The sequence below is a fragment of the Limnohabitans sp. WS1 genome (genome assembly GCF_003063265.1).
Lineage (GTDB): Bacteria > Pseudomonadota > Gammaproteobacteria > Burkholderiales > Burkholderiaceae_C > Limnohabitans_A.
In genome coordinates this window covers 657156-677771 of sequence record NZ_NERU01000001.1, presented here as the reverse complement: position 1 = coordinate 677771, position 20616 = coordinate 657156, and the positions used below count along the sequence as shown (strand labels likewise).

Genomic DNA, 20616 nt, shown 5'->3' with positions numbered 1-20616 from the left:
CGCGCGAACCCGTGGGTTGGACAGCGAACAGACCGCGGGCAGTTTGGGCGCTAACTTGACTCACCCTTTGCTCATTGGAGTGTGAATGTCCCAAACGAACATCCCAATCAAGGCGTGGTGGGGATTGTTCAAACAGGTTGCCAACGCCTGGCTTAACGACTATGTGCCGAGCATGGGGGCTGCATTGGCCTACTACACCCTGTTTTCGTTGGCACCGCTGCTGCTGATCGTGGTGTCGGTGGCCGGTCTGGTGTTCGGTGAGGACGCCGCTCGCGGTGAGATCCAGGCGCAGCTGAAGGACCTGATGGGTGATGTCGGTGCGGATGCCGTTCAGGGCCTGTTGAGCAGCGTGCGCGAACCCGCTGAAGGCCTGACTGCGACCGCTGTGGGCTTGGTGTTGCTGTTCGTCGGTGCCACCACGGTGTTTGCCGAACTGCAAGATGCGCTCGACCGCATCTGGGGTGTGCCGGAACGCTTGCGCAAGAGCGGCTGGCTCACGCTCGTTCAGGCCCGTTTGATGGCATTCGGCATGATCCTCGCCTTGGGGTTTTTGCTCATCGTGTCGCTGGTCACCAGTGCCATGTTCGCGGCCATGGGCCGAAGCCTCGACCCCTTCTTCGGCGGCTGGCAAGGTGTTGTGCAGGCGGGCAATGCGATCGGCGGCTTCCTGCTCGTGGCCACCATGTTTGGCCTGATCTACAAGGTCATGCCTCGCCAGCGTGTAAGGGTCTCCGATGTCTGGCTCGGCGCTTTGATCGCGGCCTTGCTGTTCACGGGCGGCAAGTTCCTGATGGGCGCCTACATCGGCCGCAGCGGTGTGGCGTCGGGTTTTGGCGCGGCCGGCTCGCTCGTGGTGGTGCTGTTGTGGGTCTACTTTTCAGCCCAGATCGTGTTGGTGGGTGCAGAGTTCAGCTGCGCCTATGCCCGGGCGTTCGGCTCTCACAAAACGCCCGAGCCACTGCTGAAGCTCGATCATTCAACCTTGTAGGCGTGGCGCATTGAGCCTTGTACTTTGTATCCACCTACTTTGGCTTTGGGTTGAATGACCCACTTGCAGCGATTGCAGTCAGTCGAACACACGACACCCTGCATCACCGCTGACCGGTTTCAGGAAAAACTGACATGGTCAAAGTTCATGATCGCAGCAAAGCGATGAAGGGCCGCTCTTGTTGGTGCGAACGCCTACTGCCGACACACAGTAGAAGTTTGTCGTTAGATAACCAATGACCGCTTTCGCAGTGATTTAGACCTGCTGTACGAGTTCAGGCACAGCCGCAAACAAATCGGCTTCGAGGCCAAAGTCGGCCACGCTGAAGATCGGCGCTTCGGGGTCTTTGTTGATCGCCACGATCACCTTGGAATCCTTCATGCCCGCCAAGTGCTGGATCGCACCCGAAATGCCGCAAGCAACATACAACTGAGGCGCCACGATCTTGCCGGTCTGACCCACTTGCAGGTCGTTGGCAGCGTAACCAGCGTCCACCGCTGCGCGGCTGGCACCGATGGCGGCGCCCAGTTTGTCGGCCAAGGGCGTCATCACTTCGTTGAACTTTTCCGAGCTGCCCAAAGCGCGGCCACCGGACACAATGATCTTGGCTGCGGTCAGTTCTGGGCGGTCATTCTTGGCAATCTCGCTGCGCGTGAAGCTGCTCTTGCCGCTGTCGGCTTGGGCTGCGGCGCTTTCCACCGCGGCACTGCCCCCCGTGGCGACTGCGGCGTCAAAGCCGGTGGTGCGCACGGTGATGACTTTGGTGCCGTCGGTGCTTTGCACGGTGGCCATGGCGTTGCCCGCGTAGATGGGGCGCTCGAAGGTGTCGGCCGAGATGACTTTCGTCACATCGCTGATTTGCGCCACATCGAGCTTGGCGGCCACGCGGGGGGCCACGTTCTTGCCTGCAGCGGTTGCTGGGAACAGGATGTGGCTGTAGTTGCCAGCAATCGCCAGCACCTGGGCTGCGACATTCTCGGCCAGGCCATGGGCCAAGGCTTGGCTGTCAGCGTGGATCACTTTGGATACACCCACGATTTGGGCAGCAGCTTGCGCAGCAGCAGCGGCATTGTGGCCCGCCACCAGCAGATGCACATCACCACCACAAGCGGCAGCGGCCGTGATCGTATTAAGAGTTGCGCCCTTGATGGAGGCGTTGTCGTGTTCGGCAATAACGAGAGAAGTCATGAGATTTCCTTGGATGGTCAGATGACCTTGGCCACGTTCTTGAGCTTGTCCACCAGCGTGGCCACATCGGGCACCTTGATGCCAGCGCTGCGCTTGGCAGGCTCTGCCACTTTCAGGGTCTTGATGCGGGGGGCCACATCCACGCCTAGGTCTTCAGGCTTGAAGTTGTCCAGCTGCTTTTTCTTGGCCTTCATGATGTTGGGCAAGGTCACGTAGCGTGGTTCGTTCAGGCGCAGGTCGGTGGTCACCACCGCTGGCAGGCTGATGCTCAGCACTTCCAGGCCGCCATCGATCTCTCGGGTCACCTGGGCTTTGCCATCCACGATGTTGACCTTGGAGGCAAAGGTGGCTTGGGGCAGATCGGCCAAAGCGGCCAGCATCTGGCCCGTCTGGTTGCAATCGTCGTCAATGGCTTGTTTGCCCAAAATGATCAGACCGGGTTGCTCTTTGTCCACCAAAGCCTTGAGGAGTTTGGCCACTGCCAAGGGCTGCAGGTCCAAGTCGGCAGGGGTCTCAACCAAAATGCCGCGGTCGGCACCAATGGCCATGGCGGTGCGCAAGGTTTCCTGGCACTGGGTCACGCCGCAAGACACCGCGATGACTTCAGTGGCCAAACCTTTTTCTTTCAGGCGCACGGCTTCTTCGACGGCGATCTCGTCAAAGGGGTTCATGCTCATCTTGACGTTGGCAATGTCCACGCCCGAACCATCGGACTTGACACGGACCTTGACGTTGTAGTCCACCACCCGCTTGACGGGAACGAGAATTTTCATGGCTTGACTCCTTGTGAATCAGTTAGCGAATGCCGCGATACCCGTGATGGCCCGGCCCAAAATCAGGGCGTGCACGTCGTGTGTGCCTTCGTAGGTGTTGACCACTTCCAGGTTCACCAAGTGGCGGGCCACGCCGTATTCGGCGCTGATGCCGTTGCCGCCCATCATGTCGCGTGCCATGCGAGCGATGTCCAAAGCCTTGCCGCAGCTGTTGCGCTTGAGGATGGAGGTCAGGTCCACCGAAGCGGTGCCTTCGTCCTTCATGCGGCCCAGGCGCAGGCAGCCTTGCAGGCCCAGGCTGATTTCGGTCAGCATGTCGGCCAGTTTCTTCTGGATCAGTTGGTTGGCAGCCAAGGGGCGGCCGAACTGCTGGCGGTCCATCACGTACTGGCGGGCGCGGGCATAGCAGTCTTCGGCAGCGCCCAAGGCACCCCAAGCGATGCCGTAGCGGGCGCTGTTCAGGCAAGTGAAGGGGCCTTTCAAGCCGCGCACTTCAGGGAAAGCGTTTTCTTCAGGGCAGAAGACTTCGTCCATGACGATCTCGCCGGTGATCGACGCGCGCAAGCCCACCTTGCCGTGCACAGCGGGGGCGCTCAGGCCTTTCCAGCCTTTTTCCAAAATGAAGCCACGGATCTGGCCGCCGTCGTCCTTGGCCCAGACCACAAACACGTCGGCGATGGGGCTGTTGGTGATCCACATCTTGGCGCCGCTGATGCTGTAGCCGCCGTCCACCTTTTTGGCGCGGGTGATCATGCTGCCGGGGTCTGAGCCGTGGTTGGGTTCGGTCAGGCCAAAGCAGCCGATCCACTCGCCACGCGCCAGCTTAGGCAGGTATTTTTGTTTTTGCACTTCGGTGCCGAAGTCGTTGATCGGCACCATCACGAGGGACGACTGCACGCTCATCATGGAGCGGTAGCCGCTGTCCACGCGCTCGACCTCGCGGGCCACCAGGCCGTAGCAGACGTAGTTGAGGCCTGCACCGCCGTACTGCTCGGGGATGGTTGGGCCCAAGAGGCCCAGCTCGCCCATTTCGCGGAAGATGGCCACGTCGGTGGTTTCATTCAGAAACGCGTCTTTCACGCGGGGCAGCAGCTTTTCTTGGCAATAGGCGCGGGCGGCTTCCTGCACCTGGCGCTCGTCTTCGGTGAGCTGGGCGCTGAGGTTGAAGGGGTCTTCCCAGTTGAAGGTATTTTTTGGGTTGGCCATAGGAGTTCTCAGGGTTAAAGGTCTGGTGTCAGGCCGCGCGCAACAGTTCGCGGCCGATGATGATTTGCTGCACCTGGGTGGTGCCTTCGTACAGGCGCAGCAGGCGGGCGTCGCGGTAAAAGCGCTCGACCGGGTATTCATTGATGTAACCTGCCCCGCCGTGGATCTGAACGCCGCGGTCGGCCACGCGGCCCACCATCTCGGTGGAGAACAGCTTGGCGCATGACACCTGCATCGAAATTTCAGGGTCAGACACATGCGGCGGCTTGAGGTCAAAGCGCGCAGCCACGTCCTTGACCAGCGACCAACCCGCCAGCAGCTCGGCTTGGCTGTCGGCCAGCATGGCCTGGATCAGTTGGAACTCGCCAATCGGTTTGCCGAACTGTTTGCGGTCGCGGGCGTAGCTGCGGGCCTCATCCAGGATGCGCGAGGCCAATCCGCAGGAGACGGCCGAGATGTTCAGGCGCCCACGGTCCAGCACTTTCATGGCGGTCTTGAAGCCTTGGCCGGGCACGCCGCCGATGATGTTGGCGGCGGGCACGCGCACATTCTCCAGAATCACGTCGCAGGTCTTGGTGCCGCGCTGGCCCATTTTCTTGTCGGGCTTGCCCAGCTTGATGCCCGGCAGATCGGCCGGCACGATGAAGGCCGACACGCCACTGGCGCCAGGACCGCCGGTGCGCGCCATCAGGGTGAAGGCACCGGCACGCGGCGCGTTGGTGATGTAGCGCTTGGTGCCACTCAGCACATAGTGGTCGCCGTCGAGTTCGGCACGGGTCTTGAGCGAGGCGGCGTCGGTGCCGACATCGGGCTCGGTCAGTGCGAAGGACATGATCAACTCGCCACTGGCCACGCTGGGCAGGTAGGCGGCTTTTTGTTCGGGCGTGCCGTCCATCAAGATGCCTTGTGAGCCGATGCCGATGTTGGTGCCAAAGACGGAGCGGAAGGCGGGCGCGGTGCGGCCGAGTTCGTAGTTAACCAGCACCTCTTGACTGACCGACAGACCGATGCCGCCGAACGCTTCGGGCACCGTCAGGCCAAACAGGCCCATGTCCTTCATGTCCTGAACGATGTCCAGTGGCACGTCGTCGTGCTCTTCGAGGTGGTTTTCGGCTGGGATCAGGCGCTCGCGGATGAAGCGCTGCAAGGTGGGCAGCAGGAGATCAAAGGATTCGGAGTCGAGAGCCATGGTCAAAGTGGGGTTAACGGTGCTGGAAAACGGGTTTTCGTTTGTCGAGGAAGGCGTGCATGCCTTCATGGGCGTCGGCGCTGGCGAAGCGGGCGTGCAGCGCACGGCGCTCGAACAAAATGCCTTCTGTCAGGCTGGCCTCGTGGGCGCGGTTGACCGACTCCTTGATGGCCATCAAGGCGGGCAGCGAGTAGCCCGCAATCTGCGTGGCCAGCTTCAGCGTCACGGCCTGCAGCTCGGCGTCGGGCACCACGCGCGAGACCAGGCCGTAGCAGTCGGCTTCTTCGGCGTTCAGCATGCGGGCCGACAGGCACATGTCCATGGCTTTGGCCTTGCCAATGGCACGCGGCAAGCGCTGTGTGCCCCCCGCGCCGGGCAGCATGGCCAGCTTGATTTCGGGCAGGGCAAACTGCGCCGACTCGGCCGCGATCACGATGTCGCAAGCCAGTGCCAGCTCGCAACCGCCGCCCATGGCGTAACCCGCCACCGCAGCGATCACCGGCTTGCGCACCTGACGGATGGTTTCCCAATTGCGGGTGATGAAGCCACTTTGAAAAACATCCATGTAGGACCAGTCGGCCATCACGGCGATGTCGGCACCGGCGGCGAACGCCTTGTCACTGCCGGTGATGACGATGGCGCCAATGTCCGGGTCCGCATCCAGACCCAGCAGCGCCTGGCCCAGTGCGTCCATCAAGGCGTCGTTGAGCGCATTGAGCTGGGCGGGACGGTTCAGGGTGATGACACCGACACGTCCGTGCCGGGTGCTCAGGATGGGGGACTCGGACATCGCGCGCTCCAGCTTACTCGACGGTGATTTTCTGGTCGCGGATCAAAGCGCCCAGGACTTTGCCTTCGTTGGCCAGCAGCGCCTTGAATTCGGCCGTGTCCAGCGCAACGTTCTCGCCGCCCAGATCGGCGTAGCGGGCCTTCAGTGTGGGCGATGCCAAGGCCTTGGCGACCTCACGGTTCAAACGGGCGATGACCTCGGCGGGGGTGCCGTTCGGTGTCCACATGCCAAACCAAATGTCCAGATTGGCCCCTTTGAAACCTTGCTCAGCCACGGTGGGCACATCGGGGAAAAAGGGTGAGCGCTTCTCACTCACCACCGCCAGCAATTTGACCTTGCCCGTGCGGATGTGCGGGAAAGCAATGCCCGGGTCGCACACCATGTCGGCTTGACCTGCCAGAACGTCTTGCAGTGCCGGTGCGGCCCCTTTGTAGGGCACGTGCAGGATGTTGGTGCCGGTGGCCTGTTTGAACAGTTCGCAAGCCAGGTGGGGGGGCGTGCCAGCACCGGCTGAGGCGTAGGCCAATTTTCCGGACTTGGCCTGTGCGACCAGTTCGCGCACATCTTTGGCGGTGCTTTGTGGCTTGGTCACCAAATACATTTGCGATTTACCGATGCCACTGACCGGGGTGAGGTCGCGGGAGGGCAGCAAGTTGGATTTGATCAGGTGCGGGTTGACGGTTTCTACCGATGTGGGTGAGATGAACAAGGTGTGACCATCAGGGGTTGCGCGAGCCACCTCTGCGGCTGCAATGTTGCCGCTGGCTCCGGGCTTGTTGTCAATAACGACAGACTGGCCCAAGCTCTCTGTCAAGCTTTGAGCGACCAGTCGCGCCATGGCATCGGTCGTGCCACCGGGGGCAAAGCCGACCACGATGCGGATGGGCTTGCTGGGCCAGGCCTGTGCATGACTGCTGACGCTGGCACCCAAGCCGAGCAGGGAAAGGGCGGCGACCGTCAAGGTGCGGCGCAGTTGAAAACGTGATGTGGATGTCATGGTTTGTCTCCTGATGGGGTGGTTGAAAGTTGAGCGCTTTGTCTTAAGCTGCACCGTCGCGCAAATCCTCGCGCAGCTTGAATTTCTGGATCTTTCCGGATGGCGTGGACGGCATGCTTTGCCGAACTTCGAGGCGTTCAGGGATGTACTGAATCGCAACCTTCTGCTCTTTGAGGTAAGTGACCAGGCTGGGCATGTCGAAGGTTTGACCGGGCTTGGGCACCACCACGGCGCAAGCCCGTTCGCCCAGGCGTTCGTCGGGGTAGGCCACGATGGCGACCAAGGCCACTGCAGGGTGCTTGTAGAGCAGCGACTCGATTTCAACCACTGGGATGTTTTCGCCGCCTCGGATGATCACGTCCTTGCTGCGCCCGGTGATGCGCACGTAGCCTTGCTCGTCGATACGGGCCAGATCGCCTGTGTCAAACCAGCCTTCGGCGTCTGTGCCGTTGAGGTGCTGTCGCTTGAGGTATCCGCCAAAGTTGGAGCAGGCACGCAGATACAACTTGCCTTGCGTGCCTGCAGGCAGTGCAGGACCCGAGGCGTCCGCTTCCACCACCTTGAGCTCAACCCCGGGCAGGGGCAGGCCATCTGTGTTGAAGGCACGTTCATCGGGATCATCGAGCCGGATCAGTGTGACGGCCCCGTTTTCACTCATGCCCCAGGCCGATACGATTTTGGTGCCTAAAGTGGCACGCGCCTGCTCGACCAATGGACCGGGTATTGGAGCGCCAGCACACAAGAAAGTCTTGAGGCTGGGCACCGGTGTTTTGTTTTCCGTCACCACGCGGGTCAAGTCGGTCAGAAACGGCGTTGAAGCCATGGTGAAGCTGGCTTTTTCGGCGTTGATCACCTCGACCGCCTTCTTGGGCTCCCAGATGTCCTGCAGCACGGCGCTGGCCTGGAGCATGATGGGCATCATCAGGCCGTACATGAAACCTGTCTGGTGCGCCATGGGTGAGGCCATGAGCACCACGTCCTCGGCATCGAGCTGCAGACGCTTGGCATAAGGAATGATGTTGGCCATCACGGTGTTGGCCGAATGCATCACGCCTTTAGGTTCGCCTGTGGTGCCCGAGGTGTAGATGAGCTGGGTAATGTCATCCGGGCCAGGGCGATGCGCACTCAGGATGCTTGCAGCATCGGGCTCGTTTTCCCAGGTGGGGCCACTCAGCAAGGCTTCGAAACTGTTGGGGCCATGGCCATCGATCACCACCACATGCTGCAGATGCGGCAGGCCAGGCTGGATCGCGGTGATCATCTGCTCGAAGTCAAAACCCCGAAACGTCTTGGGTGCGATGATGACCTTGGCCTCGCCGTGTTTGAGCATGAAATTCAATTCACGCTCACGGAAGATGTGCATCAATGGGTTGATGACCGCACCGATGCGCGAGCACGCCAGGTAGGTCACTGTGAACTGCCACCAGTTGGGCAACTGGCAGGCCACGATGTCGTTCTTTTGCACGCCCAAGCGGGCCAATCCCACAGCCACCCGGTCGACCATCTGCGCCAGTTCACGGTAGGTGAATCGGCGCAGATCATCGGCTTCGACCCGGTAGGCGGTCAGCGCCAGCTTGTCCGGGCAGTCGGCCACACAGGCGTCCAGTTCGTCGTTGATGGTGCGGTCGTGCCACAGGCCTTGCGCGATCATGCGTGCGCGGCGGGCGGGCAGTAATACGGCATCGAATTCCATGGTTGTCTCCTTGGGGTGGGTTTCTTGTTTTGAAAATCTCAGGCAGGCACGTTTTTGCGGCCCGCACGAGTGCGTGCAATGATGGTTTTCATGATCTGTGCGGTCCCGTCACCGATCTGGAAGCCCAGCACATCGCGCATGCGTTGCTCCATCAGGCCGCGGTCGTAACCGCCGTGGCCAAAGCACAGCAGGCACTGGTGGATCACGTGATAGGCCAACTTGGGGCCCCACCACTTGGCCATGCCGGCCTCTGCGGAGTGCGGCAGACCTTGGTCTTTGAGCCACAGACCTTGTAAGCAGACCAAGCGTGCCCCTTCGACCTCGGTGTCGTATTGGGCCAAGGGGTGTGTGACACCCTGGAAAGCCGACAAGGGCTGGCCAAAGGCCTGGCGTTGGGTGATGTATTCCCAGGTTTCCTCGAGCGCCACGCGTGCTACCGCCAGGCATTGCAGTCCGATCAGTGAGCGCGAATAGTCAAAGCCGTGCATGACCTGAACAAAGCCTTTGTTCTCGTCTCCCAAGCGGTGGCTGACGGGCACACGCACGTTCTCGAAGAAGATGGAGCCGCGGCCGATGGAGCGCTGGCCGTGGCAGTCAAAGCGGCTGGTGGTCAAGCCGGGCGTATCCATCGGCACCAGCAAGGCGGTGACGCCATGTGCGCCTGACTCGGCTGTGCCGGTGCGACCAAAGACCACGGTGATGTCGGCTTGATCGGCCGCCGAAATGGAAGTCTTTTCGCCGTTGATGACATAAAAGTCACCATCGCGTTCGACCCGCAACCGAAGGTTGGCTGCGTCCGATCCGCCTCGCGGTTCGGTCAACGCAATCGCGCAAATAGCACGGCCTTCACGGATCTTGTCGAGCCAAGGGCGCACCACTTCGGGCTTGCCGTATTTGTAGAGGATCTGGCTGTTCAGCGAGGCCAACAGGTTCAGGTAAGAAAAGCTCAGGTCGGCGCGTGCAATTTCCTCGTGGATCACGCCTGCGGCCACACAGCCCATGCCCAAGCCACCAAACGCTTCGGGCACTTCGGGGCAGATGAAGCCCAACTCGCCCATCTCGCGCAGCAAGGCGAGGTCAAACTCGCGGGTCTTGTCGCGCTCCAGAAAACCGGGTTTGATTTTCTCATCGGCAAAGCGGCGCACGGTTTCGGCCAACGCCTGCAGGTCTTCGTTGATGTAGGGGTTCGGGTTCATCTGACTTCCTCTGTCTGAGCGTTTACTTGGCGTACTTGCGGAAGTCGGGCTTGCGCTTTTCTTGCAAAGCCTTCACGCCTTCACGCGACTCTTCGGTGTCGTAGTACAGCTTGAGCGCGTACATGCCCATGCCCGCAATGCCCGACTGGTGGGCGGTATCCATGTTGAAGCTGCGCTTGGCAATGGCAATGGCGGTGGGGCTGCGTTCACAAATGGTCTCGGCCCACTCCTGCACGGTGGCGTCGAGTTGCTCGTGCGGCACGCAAATGTTGGCCAGGCCCATGTCCACGGCCTCCTGGCCGGAATAGCGCTTGTTGAGGTACCAGATTTCGCGGGCCTTCTTCTCGCCGACCACGCGGGCCAGGAAAGCGGTGCCGTAGCCGGGGTCGACCGAACCCATCTTGGGGCCGACCTGGCCGAAGATGGCTTTGTCCGAGCAGATGGTCAGGTCACAGATCGTGCACAGCACGTTGCCGCCACCGATCGCAAAGCCTTGCACGCGGGCAATCACGGGCTTGGGCACATCGCGGATGGCGGTGTGCAACTCTTCCATGGGCAAGCCGATGGTGCCCCGACCGTCGTAGTTGCCGTCGTGGGCCGACTGGTCGCCGCCTGTGCAAAACGCCCGCTCACCGGCACCGGCGAGCACGATGCAGCCGATGTCACGGTCGTAACCCGCCTTGTTCAGGGCCTTGATGATTTCGTCGCAGGTGGTGCCGCGAAAGGCGTTCATCTTGTCGGGGCGGTTGATCGTGATCCAGGCCACGCCGTTGCGGTTTTCGTACAGGATGTCTTCGAATTGCATGTGTTTCTCCGGTTGAATGGGGGTGATGGATCAGCCGTGCATGGTCAGGCCGCCCGAGACGCTCAGGACCTGACCGGTGATGAAGGCCGCGTCGGCGCTGCTCAGGAAGACGATGGCACCGGCGAGGTCATCGGGCTGGCCCAGGCGGCCCAGCGGGATGGCCTTCTTGAAGGCGTCCATGAGTTTTTCGGGGTTAGAAGCACCTTCGGCAAAACCGGCCAGCAAGGCGGTATCGGTTGGGCCGGGGCAGACCACGTTGACGGTGATGTTGTGGCGTGCGTGCTCGCGTGCCAGGGTTTTGGACAAAGCGACCAGGCCGCCCTTGCAAGCGGCGTAAACGGCTTCGCCGGACGAACCGCCACGGGCCGCGTCTGAGGCGATGTTGACGATGCGGCCAGTGCAGCGTGCGGCCATGCCGGGCAACACAGCGTGGTGCATGTGCAAAGCGCCTGTGAGGTTGATGGCGATCAACTTGCCCCACTCGGCGGGCACGGTTTTGGTGAAAGGCTTGAAGATGTCCCAACCCGCGTTGTTGACCAAGATATCGATGGGACCCAGCTGAGCCTCAGCAGCCGCGACTGCCGCATCGACCTGGGTACGGTCGGTGATGTTGCAGGCAAAAGCCTGAGCCTTGCCACCAGCGGCCACGATGCCGTCAGCGACTTTCTGGGCGGCTTCCAGGTTCATATCAAACACCGCAACCTGAGCGCCTTCTTCGGCAAAACGGCGGCAAGTGGCCCCGCCAATACCGCCACCGCCACCGGTCACAATCGCTGTTTTGCCTTTGAGGTCTTTCATGACTTTCTCCGTGAATTGAAATGGATTGGAAAACTCTGAATATCGAACATATGACAACATGTTGACTTATTCTAGGGTTTTCCCACGTTCCTCTTCAAGTCTTTTTCGTGTTCAATAACCTATCGTTTTCCCTATGCCACAGACCAAAGACGCTCGCATGGAACTTGCTAATCGAATTTTCTTCAAACTGTATCAGTGTGCCAACATGTTGCATAAAACCGGCAGCCGCGCAGTTCAGGATGAAGGCCTGACCACACAGCAATGGGCAGTGCTCGGTGCGCTGTCGCGGCCCGAGGCGGCGCAAGGCATGGGCGTGGGGGAGCTGGCGCGCTATCTGATGGTCAGCCGGCAAAACTTGTCAGGCCTGATCACCCGGATGACGCGCGATGGCCACATCGAGATGAGCACCGACGGGCGTGACCGCCGCTCGCGTTTGGTGGTGATGACCGATTCGGGTCGTCATGTCTGGATGGATCTGGCGCAACCCAAGATCAAGGCCTATTACGAGCAGGCTCTGCAGGATTTCTCGATGGGTGACATGGCCCACACCCTTCATTACTTTCTGAAGCTGCTGGACAACATGGAAAAGATTGATCAAAAAATTCCTGCGTCAGAGGACGACGACACACGAGAAGGCGAGCAGGATTTGTGATCACCCACATAACGTCTTATGTTTTGATGACCTCAAAAGGCCGTTATGTAGATCTCTACATAACAGCCTGAAGCCGAACATAAAAAACGGTCATTGCCCACTCAGCCTTCGTGATGGGGCGGGATCTGAAACAACTTTCGCTTTCTCTGATTTTCAAGATCCGGTCCCAAGACCACTGATCAAGATGCCTGACGGTGGATCAAGTCATCAATTTTCTGTATTGAATAAAGCCACTCTTGTCGGCCATCTTGTCGTACAAGTGCATGGCATCACTGTTGGTCTCGTGCGTGAGCCACCAAACACGGCTGCCGCCTTGCGCTTTTGCTACCGCATACACATGATCGATCAATGCGCGTCCCACGCCTTTTCCGCGCAGTTCTGGCGCTGCGAACAGGTCTTGCAGGTAAACGTAGTCTCCTGCAGTCCAGCAGCTGCGGTGAAAGATGTAATGCACCATTCCAATCAATTTGCCGTCAACCTCTGCGACTGCGCAATACATGGGCTCTGCAGGATCCAAAAAGCGTGACCAGGTTGTGTCCGTCGTTGCTTCCGCGATGTGGGTCTTATAGAAAACTTGGTAACCCTTCCAAAGGGTTACCCATTGCGCGAAATCATCTTCGTGAGCCATTCGGATTTTCATATGTTCTCCTTAGGATTATTAAATTTTTAAGCAATTGGATCATCTCGTGCCATAAGCAAAATGCCACTCAGTCAATAAACCCGCCGCCAGTAATGCAGACGCTAGTGCGTCAGCCCTTATGACCCTGGATATGGCATCGTTGTAGCCTCCAACCCACATCGCCACAACGATGAAACTGGCTGCGCTGAGCAAACCGGCAACCAGCACAGTGATGCGAATAGATGGCAGTGCAATGGCCAACAGCATCAATAGACCCAAGATGCCAAACAACAGGGCTCGATGCTGCAACAATATGGCGACATTCGAGTCAACCACCTCGATGCCATAAAGTTGGGTCAGCGCAGCCGGGCCTGAAACACCATAAACCGGTATCAGGTGGATGATCCCGGATACAAGGAGGGCGACGGTGGAACCGTATTCAAGCAGCTTAGTCATGACAAAAAAGAAGTGCAATTGGGATGCAGACATCCTGCCCGCTTCCCCAACCAAGTGCTTTCAAGAATCGCCTGTCTTGCCTCGGATTTGTATCGCGCCGGCTCGCGCAATGTACGTGGGGCCGGGTCTGCAACTTGCGCCGCACAGCAACGCAGCGGCCACGATCGCGATCGCGTTAAAAGAGTCTTTTTCACTTCGAACGTTCAAGCCGCCGAGCGGCTGGTCCGAATGGCGCTCCTGCATGTCTGCGCTCATTCCTTCCGAGACACTTCACCACATCAAGAGTGACGGACCCTTGGCTTTCCTCTACTTGGATCCAGTCACCGATCGCCAACATCCGCTCACTCAAGAGGCTTTGGATCAAGGTCGCGCACAGTTGCTCCAAATGGACCCCAAATTCGGTATCCACGACGCCTTTGGTGCATTTGATATACAGCCCCAGCGGGCACGCGATGCGCGTATCCAAAGGGTCGTCCTGGAAATAGAAAAACGACCTGCCGCTTTTGGGCGACTGGCCGAAGCAGCCGAACTGGCCTGCTTGTCTCCATCACGCTTCAGGGCGCGGTTTCAAGTAGCAGTAGGTTTGCCGTTTCGTCGCTATCGCATGTGGCGACGCATGGCGATCGTCATGCGCGCTGTCGCCCAAGGCCAAAGTTTGACCACCGCAGCGATTGAATCCGGGTTCTCAAGTTCTGCTCATCTGAGCAGTGCTTTCAAAGGCATGTTTGGTTTATCTGCCAGCGAGGTTATAGCCATGGGCGTGGCTCTGGATATTTCCGAAGACCGGGTAGAGGCCTTAGGTTCAATCCAAGTGCAGAAAAAATAGACCAGCGTGGTGCGTGGTTTGAAGCTACCTCTGCTCCTGATAGGTTGCACAAGAGTGCCCTTTCGACCCAAAGCGAACAGTCGCGACGCTGGCTTGGGCGGCGTTGATGCAGCGTTTGCAGTCGGTCATCGTCTTAAGTGAAGTGACCGCTTCCAGCCTGAAGCCGAACATAAAAATTAACGGCCCTTTCATTTGGGCGGATCACTGATTCAGGCTGGCAGCCGTCGGTGACTCATATCCAAGCTGCACCGACACCCACACCTGCCCCCGTGATCTCCCTGATGCGAAGTCCATTCAAAATTTGTATGATGACCTGATCAATTGACATCAGGGATCCCCATGCAACGCAGAAACTGGATCGCAGCGGCCGCTGCTTTGGTCGCCATATCGCCATTTCTGGCCAACACCGCTTTGGCCCAAACTTGGCCCGCACGGCCCATCAAGTTGGTCGTGCCTTTTCCACCCGGCGGTTTGATCGACAACATGGCCCGTCTGGTCGCGCCCAAACTGGCGCTGGAGTTGGGCCAGCCCATTGTCATTGACAACAAGCCCGGTGCCGGTGGCAATCTGGGTGCGGCCGAGGCCGCGCGTGCGCCAGCCGATGGTTACACCTTGCTCATGGCATCGCCCCCGCTCACCATCAGCCCGGCGCTTTACAGCAAGCTGCCTTACAAGCCCGAGCAAATTGCCCCGATCGCCCTGCTGGGTCGTGTGCCCAACGTGCTGATGGTCAACCCGGCTGCGGGCATCAACACGGTGGCCGAACTCACGGCGCTTGCCAAGTCCAAGCCGGGCCAGCTCAATTACGCGTCCAACGGGCAGGGCACCTCGCTGCACCTGAGCGCCGAGCTGTACAAAAGCCAGTCGGGCGCGTTCGTCACGCACATCCCTTACCGGGGCGCGGCAGCGGGCCTGACGGGCCTGATGGCGGGCGAGGTGAACATGATGTTTGACAACCTGCCCTCGGCGCTGGGCCTGATCAATGGTGGCAAGCTCAAGGCCTTGGCTGTGACCACGCCCCAGCGCAGCAGCGCTTTGCCCAATGTGCCCACCATGGAAGAAGCCGGCATGAAGGGCTATCAGGTGTTTGCCTGGTTTGGTGTGGCCGCGCCTGCGGGCCTGCCTACCCCGGTTGCGCAAAAGCTGGAACAAGCGCTGGAGCGTGTGGCCAGCCAGCCCGAGGTGAAGGCGGCCATGCTCAAGGCTGGTGCCGAGCCCGCTTGGGCCAACGCCCAAGGCCTGGCCAGCTTCATGCAGGCCGACACGGCGCAGTGGAAAAAAGTGGCGGCTTTCGCCAAGATCAGCTTGGATTGAAACCTCGTTTGTAAAATTTGAATGCGCTTGACGCTGGAGACATGAAATGAGCACAGTAGGTTTGATCGGTTTGGGGGCCATGGGCTCGGGCATGGCCGCATCGCTGCGCCGCGCCGGGCACAGCGTGCAGGTGTTTGACGTGCGCCACGAAGTGGCTGATGCCTTCACGAACGCGGGGGGCACAGCGCATGACACCCTGGCCTCGCTGGGTGCAGCGTGTGACGTGGTCGTGTCGGTGGTGGTGAATGCTGCGCAGACCGAAGCCGTGTTGTTTGGCGATGGCAACACCCCGGGTTGCGCCGCCAGCATGAAGCCCGGCAGCGTGTTTGTGATGTGCTCCACCGTGGACCCCAACTGGTCGGTGGCTTTGGAGTCGCGCTTGGAAGCCATGGGCTTGCGTTATGTGGATGCGCCCATCTCGGGCGGTGCGGCCAAAGCGGCATCCGGCCAGATGACCATGATGACCGCAGGCAAGCCTGAGGCTTATGCGCTGGCCGAGCCCTTCTTGAACGCCATGGCCGCCAAGGTCTACAAGCTGGGCGACAGCGCAGGCGCGGGCAGCAAGGTCAAGATCATCAACCAGCTGCTGGCGGGTGTGCACATTGCCGCTGCGGCCGAAGCCATGGCGCTGGGCCTGCGCGAAGGTGTGGACCCGGCCGCTTTGTACGAGGTGATCACCCACAGCGCGGGCAACAGCTGGATGTTTGAAAACCGCATGGCCCATGTGCTGGCGGCCGACTACACGCCGCTCTCAGCGGTGGACATTTTTGTGAAGGATTTGGGCATCGTGCTCGACATGGCGCGTGCCAGCAAATTCCCACTGCCGCTGTCGAGCACCGCGCACCAGATGTTCATGCAGGCCAGCACGGCAGGCTTTGCCAAGGAAGACGACAGCGCGGTCATCAAGATTTTTCCGGGCATTGAGCTGCCGAAGGGGAAAGCATGAGCGCGTTGAAACTCGGATTGAAGTTGGGCTGTATAGCCGACGACTTCACAGGCGCCACGGACCTCGCCAACAACCTGGTGCGTTCGGGCATGCGGGTGGTGCAAACCATTGGCGTGCCTACCTCGCCGCTGGCAGCAGACGTCGATGCAGTAGTGGTGGCGCTCAAGTCGCGCACCATTCCGGCGGCCGAGGCCATCGCGCAATCGCTCGACGCCTTGAAGTGGCTGCAAGCCCAAGGAGCGGAGCAGATCTATTTCAAATACTGCTCGACCTTTGACAGCACGCCCGAAGGCAACATCGGCCCAGTGACCGAGGCGCTGATGGACGCGCTGGGCACGGACTTCACCATCGCGACCCCGGCCTTTCCTGACAATGGCCGCACCGTGTTCAAGGGTTACCTGTTCGCAGGCAACGTGCTGCTCAATGAATCGGGCATGCAAAACCACCCGCTCACACCGATGACCGATTCGAATTTGGTGCGCGTGATGCAGGCGCAAACGAAACGCAAAGTCGGCCTGATCGACTACAAAACCGTGGCCCTTGGCGCGTCGGCCATCCGTGACCGCATCGCCACGCTGCGTGCCGAAGGTGTGAGCGTGGCGGTGGTCGACGCGACCAGCAACGACGACCTGCATCTTCTGGGGCCTGCTTTGAAGGACATGCCGCTGGTCACCGCAGGCTCGGGCGTGGCGATTGGCCTGCCCGCCAACTTTGGCCTGAAGCCTTCTTTGCAAGCCAGCCAGTTGCCCGCAGCCAGCGGCTTGCAGGCGGTGGTGTCGGGGAGTTGCTCTGTGGCCACCAATGCGCAAGTGGCGCACTTCAAAGCCTCCGGCCGCCCCGCGATGGCGATCAACCCTGCGGCGCTCATGAATGGCCAAAGCGAGGCGGTGGTGCAGCAGGTGCTGGCCTGGGCCGCGCCGCTGCTCAAGGACGGCCCGGTGCTGGTGTATTCCACCGCCGAGCCCGAGGCCGTCAAAGCCGTGCAGGCGCAGTTGGGCGTGGCCGAGGCGGGTGCTTTGGTGGAACACGCCTTGGCGTCTGTGGCCCGTGGCTTGGTGGACCTGGGTGTGCGGCAGCTGGTGGTGGCCGGTGGCGAAACTTCGGGCGCTTGTGTGCAGGCGCTGGACATCGCACAGTTGCAAATCGGCCCGCAAATCGACCCCGGGGTGCCGTGGTGCCATGCGCCCTCCGAAACAGGCGGCCTGCACATCGCCCTCAAATCGGGCAACTTCGGCACCGAAGACTTTTTCAGCAAAGCGTTTGGGGTTTTGCAGTGACAGTTGCGCACAGCGGGGCATCGAGCATGTCGGGGCTGAAGCCGCCGACCTGCCGCATACCCCGTAGGTCGGTGGCTTCAGCCCCGACAAGGCGGCCACTGCACTTGGAAACCCCACGAATTTCGGAGACCCTGCATGAATGAATCCCAAGCCCGCGAAGAGATCTGCCGCGTGGGCCGCAGCTTGTTTGAGCGGGGCTATGTGCACGCCTCTGCAGGCAACATCAGCGTGCGTCTGGATGACGGCTTTCTCATCACCCCCACCGATGCGTGCCTGGGTTTTCTGGACCCGGCACGCTTGGCCAAGCTCGATGGGCAAGGCCATCAAGTCAGTGGCGACAAAGGCAGCAAAACCATCGCCGTGCACCGCCAAATTTACGCCGCTGCTTGCGAGACCGATGCCCATACCCGCTGCGTGATCCACACCCACAGCACGCACTGCGTGGCCCTCAGCCTGAACAGCACCGGACCCGAATTGCTGCCCCCCATCACCCCTTATTTTGTGATGAAGGTGGGCCATGTGCCATTGCTGCGCTACCACCGCCCGGGCAGCCCGGATGCGGCGCAAGAAGTGTCCGACCTGATCCGCCACCACGCCGCCCAAGGTGCGCCGATCCGTGCTGTGATGCTGGCGCGTCTGGGGCCCAATGTGTGGCACGACTCGCCTGCAGCGGCCATGGCCACGCTCGAAGAGCTGGAAGAAACTGCGCGGCTCATGCTGCTGCAACCCCACACTCAAGCCCTGCACGCCAACGATCTGGACGAACTGCGCCAAATCTTTGGTGCCCGTTGGTAACCCTGCAGGAACGGCGCCCTCGCCGCGAAGATCTTCTCTGACCACTGAAAGAAACCCATGCCCCGTTTTGCCGCCAACCTCTCCATGATGTACCCCGACCTGCCGTTTCTGGACCGCTTTGAAGCGGCTGCCAAAGACGGCTTCAAGGCCGTGGAGTATTTGTTTCCTTATGCCTTTGCCGCCAACGAACTGGCTGCCCGCTTGAAGGCCAACGGCTTGCAGCAGGTGCTGTTCAACGGCCCCCCTGGCGGCACCGATACCGACAGCTTTACCAAGGCCTGGGAGACGGGCCAACGCGGCACGGCCAGCGTGCCCGGACGCGAGGCGGAGTTTCGCACCGGCTTTGCACAAGCACTGGTCTATGCCGAAGCGCTGAACTGCCCGCGCATCCACGCCATGGTCGGCTTGCGTGCATCAGGCGCAGAAGCCGAAGCGGCTGACGCCACGCTGATCAGCAATTTGCAATGGGCCGCCGTCGAAGCCGCCAAGGCTGGGCGCGATGTGCTGATCGAGCCGATCAACACCCGCAGCGTGCCGGGCTTTCACCTCAACCGCCAAGACCATGCGCACCGCATCGTGCGTGCGGTGGGCGCAGACAATGTCAAGGTGCAGATGGACCTGTTCCATTGCCAAATCGTCGAGGGCGATTTGAGCGCCAAGATCGCGCAGTACCTGCCCACGGGCCGGGTGGGGCATTTTCAGATTGCCGAAGTGCCGCATCGCCACGAGCCGGGCACCGGTGAGGTGAACTGGACACACATCTTCCAAGTGATCGACCGTGTGAGCGGCGAATGTGGCTGGGACGGCTGGATCGGGTGCGAGTACAACCCGGCCGATGCGTCAGCGGGTGGGACTTCACGCGGTTTGGGCTGGGCGCGTGCCTATCTGTGAGCACGCCGATGCGATCATGCGTGCGATCAGGGGTGAGATCAGCGCCCGGCACTGAGCAGCGCCCGATGTGACATGGCCGATGCAAATTACCTGATCTGGGCAGGGCTGGCAGCGGCCATGGTCGGCCTGTCCAAAGGCGGCTTGCCCACGGTGGGCATGCTGTCTGTGCCCATTCTTTCGCTGTTCATGTCTCCGGTCAAAGCGGTGGTGATGCTGCTGCCGATTTACATCATCTCGGACCTGGTGGGCTTGTGGCTTTACCGCAAAAACTTCAGCGCCATCAACCTGAAAATCCTCATACCCGCAGGCGTGGGCGGTGTGCTGGTGGGCTGGCTGACGGCATCGGTGGTGTCCGACACGGCCGTGAAAATGATGATCGGCCTCATGGGCGTGGGCTTTGTGTTCAACGCCTGGCGCAAGCGACATGCAGCGCAAGCACCCCAACCTGCCAGCTGGGGTCAAGGCCTGCTGTGGGGCAGTTTGTCGGGTTTCACCAGCTTCATCTCGCATGCAGGTGGCCCACCGTTTCAGGTCTACCTCTTGCCCCAAAAACTGCCCAAGCTGGTGTTTGCGGGCACCTCGACTTTGTTTTTTGCCTTCATCAACTTGGCCAAGCTGGGGCCTTATCACGCGCTACAGCCCTATGGCACGAACGAACTGATGGGGGCCTTGGTGCTGATTCCGTTTGCCTTGGTGGGCACCGTGGCGGGCGCTTACCTCACACGCAAAATCGCCGATGAATGGTTCTTCAAATGGGTGCAAGTGGGCTTGCTCGCGATTTCTGTCAAGCTGATCGTGGACGTGATTTGGGCTTGATGCCCACCGCTGTGGATGAGGCCTTGAGAAGGCTGTCATTGTGGGGGCCCCGCCCTCGGGGCGATGGGTGGTGGTCTGCGAGGCTTTTCGCGACGAGGGCGTCGCTCCTACAGGGGATGCCCTGCATTTTGTAGGAGCCCCGCCCTCGGGGCGATGGGTGGTGGTCTGCGAGGCTTGATCGCGACGGGGGCGTCGCTCCTACAGGAGATACCCTGCATTTTGTAGGAGCCCCGCCCTCGGGGCGATTCTTGGTGGTCTGCGAGGCTTGATCGCGACGGGGGCGTCGCTCCTACAGGGGATGCCCTGCATTTTGTAGGAGCCCCGCCCTCGGGGCGATTCTTGGTGGTCTGCAAGGGTTTTCGCGACGGGGGCGTCGCTCCTACAGGGGATGCCCTGCATTT

Annotated in this window: 21 protein-coding genes; 9 read left to right on the top strand and 12 right to left on the bottom strand. The window is 60.5% G+C overall.

Annotation, left to right across the window (positions count from 1 at the left end; genetic code table 11):
• Positions 1 to 85 precede the first annotated feature (85 nt).
• The gene (locus B9Z48_RS03240; protein ID WP_108377113.1) at positions 86 to 988 is read left to right on the top strand and encodes a YihY/virulence factor BrkB family protein; all 903 of its coding nucleotides are present in this window, start codon (positions 86 to 88) and stop codon (positions 986 to 988) included.
• Between the two features lie 255 nt (positions 989 to 1243).
• Here the strand turns inward: B9Z48_RS03240 and B9Z48_RS03235 are convergent, their stop codons facing one another.
• The 10 genes from B9Z48_RS03235 to badH are packed head-to-tail and all read right to left on the bottom strand — an operon-like array spanning position 1244 to position 11623.
• Positions 1244 to 2176 carry an electron transfer flavoprotein subunit alpha/FixB family protein gene (locus tag B9Z48_RS03235; RefSeq protein WP_089961402.1) on the bottom strand — a complete coding sequence of 311 codons (933 nt, stop codon included), beginning with the start codon at positions 2174 to 2176 and terminating at the stop codon, positions 1244 to 1246.
• 17 nt (positions 2177 to 2193) lie between these two features.
• On the bottom strand, positions 2194 to 2949 hold the full coding sequence (locus B9Z48_RS03230) for an electron transfer flavoprotein subunit beta/FixA family protein (protein ID WP_108377112.1): 756 nt from the start codon (positions 2947 to 2949) through the stop codon (positions 2194 to 2196).
• Positions 2950 to 2967: 18 nt separating this feature from the next.
• A complete protein-coding gene (locus tag B9Z48_RS03225; RefSeq protein WP_108377111.1) occupies positions 2968 to 4155 on the bottom strand; it encodes an acyl-CoA dehydrogenase in 1188 nt (395 codons plus the stop codon).
• A gap of 28 nt (positions 4156 to 4183) precedes the next feature.
• Positions 4184 to 5344: an acyl-CoA dehydrogenase family protein gene (locus tag B9Z48_RS03220; protein WP_108377110.1), complete on the bottom strand. Its 1161-nt coding sequence runs from the start codon at positions 5342 to 5344 to the stop codon at positions 4184 to 4186.
• A gap of 13 nt (positions 5345 to 5357) precedes the next feature.
• Positions 5358 to 6134 (bottom strand): enoyl-CoA hydratase, encoded by a 777-nt coding sequence (locus tag B9Z48_RS03215; protein WP_108377109.1) that lies wholly within the window; start codon positions 6132 to 6134, stop codon positions 5358 to 5360.
• Positions 6135 to 6147: 13 nt separating this feature from the next.
• A complete protein-coding gene (locus B9Z48_RS03210; RefSeq protein ID WP_108377108.1) occupies positions 6148 to 7131 on the bottom strand; it encodes a tripartite tricarboxylate transporter substrate binding protein in 984 nt (327 codons plus the stop codon).
• A 43-nt stretch (positions 7132 to 7174) separates the two neighbouring features.
• Positions 7175 to 8824: a cyclohexanecarboxylate-CoA ligase gene (gene aliA, locus B9Z48_RS03205; RefSeq protein WP_108377107.1), complete on the bottom strand. Its 1650-nt coding sequence runs from the start codon at positions 8822 to 8824 to the stop codon at positions 7175 to 7177.
• A gap of 38 nt (positions 8825 to 8862) precedes the next feature.
• Complete coding sequence (aliB, locus tag B9Z48_RS03200; protein ID WP_108377106.1) at positions 8863 to 10020, bottom strand: cyclohexanecarboxyl-CoA dehydrogenase; 1158 nt, start codon at positions 10018 to 10020, stop codon at positions 8863 to 8865.
• Positions 10021 to 10042: 22 nt separating this feature from the next.
• Positions 10043 to 10825 carry a 2-ketocyclohexanecarboxyl-CoA hydrolase gene (gene badI / locus B9Z48_RS03195; RefSeq protein ID WP_108377105.1) on the bottom strand — a complete coding sequence of 261 codons (783 nt, stop codon included), beginning with the start codon at positions 10823 to 10825 and terminating at the stop codon, positions 10043 to 10045.
• 30 nt (positions 10826 to 10855) lie between these two features.
• Positions 10856 to 11623, bottom strand: a complete 768-nt coding sequence (gene badH, locus B9Z48_RS03190) for a 2-hydroxycyclohexanecarboxyl-CoA dehydrogenase (protein WP_108377104.1) — start codon at positions 11621 to 11623, stop codon at positions 10856 to 10858.
• Positions 11624 to 11756: 133 nt separating this feature from the next.
• On the opposite strand from badH, the gene B9Z48_RS03185 reads away from it, so the two are divergent.
• The gene (locus tag B9Z48_RS03185; protein WP_233261004.1) at positions 11757 to 12275 is read left to right on the top strand and encodes a MarR family winged helix-turn-helix transcriptional regulator; all 519 of its coding nucleotides are present in this window, start codon (positions 11757 to 11759) and stop codon (positions 12273 to 12275) included.
• 199 nt (positions 12276 to 12474) lie between these two features.
• Here B9Z48_RS03185 and B9Z48_RS03180 read toward each other — a convergent pair whose 3' ends face one another.
• Together B9Z48_RS03180 and B9Z48_RS03175 are read right to left on the bottom strand one after the other, a co-directional pair.
• Entirely contained in the window at positions 12475 to 12915 is a 441-nt protein-coding gene (locus B9Z48_RS03180; RefSeq protein ID WP_108377102.1) for a GNAT family N-acetyltransferase, read from the bottom strand.
• Between the two features lie 39 nt (positions 12916 to 12954).
• On the bottom strand, positions 12955 to 13350 hold the full coding sequence (locus B9Z48_RS03175) for a phosphopantetheine adenylyltransferase (RefSeq protein ID WP_146186226.1): 396 nt from the start codon (positions 13348 to 13350) through the stop codon (positions 12955 to 12957).
• Here B9Z48_RS03175 and B9Z48_RS03170 point away from each other — a divergent pair.
• From B9Z48_RS03170 to B9Z48_RS03140, 7 genes are all read left to right on the top strand, one after another.
• Positions 13349 to 14176, top strand: a complete 828-nt coding sequence (locus B9Z48_RS03170) for a helix-turn-helix domain-containing protein (protein WP_158273199.1) — start codon at positions 13349 to 13351, stop codon at positions 14174 to 14176. The two genes, B9Z48_RS03175 and B9Z48_RS03170, sit on opposite strands and share 2 nt — an antisense overlap.
• 339 nt (positions 14177 to 14515) lie before the next feature.
• A complete protein-coding gene (locus B9Z48_RS03165; RefSeq protein WP_108377099.1) occupies positions 14516 to 15490 on the top strand; it encodes a tripartite tricarboxylate transporter substrate binding protein in 975 nt (324 codons plus the stop codon).
• Between the two features lie 46 nt (positions 15491 to 15536).
• Positions 15537 to 16436 (top strand): L-threonate dehydrogenase, encoded by a 900-nt coding sequence (ltnD, locus tag B9Z48_RS03160; protein WP_108377098.1) that lies wholly within the window; start codon positions 15537 to 15539, stop codon positions 16434 to 16436.
• Complete coding sequence (gene otnK, locus B9Z48_RS03155; RefSeq protein WP_108377097.1) at positions 16433 to 17713, top strand: 3-oxo-tetronate kinase; 1281 nt, start codon at positions 16433 to 16435, stop codon at positions 17711 to 17713. The genes ltnD and otnK overlap by 4 nt, the downstream gene beginning before the upstream one ends.
• A 135-nt stretch (positions 17714 to 17848) precedes the next feature.
• Positions 17849 to 18508 carry an aldolase gene (locus B9Z48_RS03150; protein WP_108377096.1) on the top strand — a complete coding sequence of 220 codons (660 nt, stop codon included), beginning with the start codon at positions 17849 to 17851 and terminating at the stop codon, positions 18506 to 18508.
• 57 nt (positions 18509 to 18565) lie between these two features.
• A complete protein-coding gene (otnI, locus tag B9Z48_RS03145; protein ID WP_108377095.1) occupies positions 18566 to 19399 on the top strand; it encodes a 2-oxo-tetronate isomerase in 834 nt (277 codons plus the stop codon).
• Positions 19400 to 19471: 72 nt separating this feature from the next.
• On the top strand, positions 19472 to 20215 hold the full coding sequence (locus B9Z48_RS03140; RefSeq protein WP_108377094.1) for a sulfite exporter TauE/SafE family protein: 744 nt from the start codon (positions 19472 to 19474) through the stop codon (positions 20213 to 20215).
• Positions 20216 to 20616 lie beyond the last annotated feature (401 nt).